At 43.0% G+C, this 1,595-nt stretch carries 1 protein-coding gene; it reads right to left on the bottom strand.

Annotation, left to right across the window (positions count from 1 at the left end; all coding sequences use genetic code 11):
• Positions 1–661 precede the first annotated feature (661 nt).
• A complete protein-coding gene (locus Tam10B_RS13095; RefSeq protein ID WP_143248666.1) occupies positions 662–1,321 on the bottom strand; it encodes a sensor histidine kinase in 660 nt (219 codons plus the stop codon).
• Positions 1,322–1,595: the final 274 nt, after the last annotated feature.

The following is a 1,595-nucleotide window of genomic DNA, read 5'->3' on the forward strand; positions in this document are numbered from 1 at the left end:
CATGTCGTTCATGCCGGTCAGGTTGTCTTCGACTGTAGAGATGGAATCAGAGCGGTAGCCAGCCTGTCGGGCCGCGGTTTCGTCGAGTGAAACGGTGCCATCGGCATTGCGGGAGAGATCGGCGTCCATTCCGTGCATTGCAGTGTGGATGGAGGCGTTCGACTCCAGCGTTGGCGGTTGACGGTACAAGGAAGAACACCACTGACATCGCGACAGCAATAAACGCTGCAATCAGGGTGGTGCCTGCTCGAGTGGTTTGTAACCTTTCCATATGATCACCTCATTGTGAATCGTCGGTATGGGCAGCTTGTGCTGCTTACCTTTAAAGTAACGCCTGATCGAATCGTGGGCTCATCAAATTGGGAATATTGTGGACATATGTTGCAATATTCGTGATATTGCGATTCTTGAGAAAAAACGTGTAACAATCATTATTGTTATTTATTGATAAGGTGAAATATGAGAGTTTTTCTTGCATGCTTATGCTGCGTTTCTCTAAGTACGTCGGTTGGGGTCGCTGATTCCATTAAAACTTGCGATTTTCGACAAGGAGTTTGTGGTATTGGGGAAGTGCGTTCTTCGTGCCCTCCATGGCCATATTGTCTAGTGTCGTTCACGTGTTCCTACGGCCAGTGTAAGAAATCAAATTGAGGTATATCCCTTAATAAGGGATTTTAGTGTAAAATAGCCAATTATTATCTTCTTGATTTGTGTGCAGTGTTCCGCCTATGTTCTCAATTTGTTGCCTGAAATGATGGATGCCATACCCCGAATGAGGAAAAATGAAATTTGTTTGTTGAGATGCGCTGGTATTGCTTTCATGAATAATGATGTGTTCGTCGGTGATGATCATAAATATCGTATATGGAAGATTTGGGTCAGCATGCCGAAGAATATTGGCAAATAACTCTTTAATAAGTAAAGCAGTAATTGCCATGGATTTTTTGGAAGGCGCATGTCCAAACGTTCCTTGATATGCGACATCGCCGCGGAATCCAAGATTGATTAGCGAAGTTTGTTCTTCGTGTAGTAACCTGCTCACGTTATTTTCGGTTAAAGTGCGTGCTGGATACACATCTGGAGTATCGGATTCTGTATCTGCTGATAGTGTACGGATTGCATCGCGAGTTCCGGCTAATGCTTTCAGTGCATTCTCTTGAATATGATGATACAAGTCTGATTGTATTGACGTGCTTTTGTTTGATATCTGTTCGCTTGCGATGACAATATATGACAGTGCTTCGGTCGTTGAATCATGAAGAGCATTTGCGACAGCTGCGTTGTGTTGCAGATGCTCAATTTTTTGTTGCTGTTGATCCATTTGCTGCTGCTGCTTGACGAGGGAAATGTTTTTTTCCTGTTGGAGAACTAGAAGAGGTATGCAACAGGCGGCAGCATAGTAAAGAAGATTATTGAATATTTTAGCAATGGCTAATTGTACTGTTGATTCTATAGCCGTTTGGTAACAATCAACCGTAAGCGTGCACATAAGGAATGTAATACAGATTCCCAGATTGGTTTGATTGTAGACTAGTAAGGCGAATCACAATAGTATCGTCCAAAACAGTGATGATGCAAACAGTCCGTTATTTGAA

Origin of the sequence: Bifidobacterium vansinderenii (assembly GCF_002234915.1) — a bacterium.
Lineage (GTDB): Bacteria > Actinomycetota > Actinomycetes > Actinomycetales > Bifidobacteriaceae > Galliscardovia > Galliscardovia vansinderenii.

Bases quoted from the DNA above. Each gene is read 5' to 3' on its own strand.
- Tam10B_RS13095 (WP_143248666.1), bottom strand. From the start codon at position 1,321: ATGGATCAACAGCAACAAAAAATTGAGCATCTGCAACACAACGCAGCT.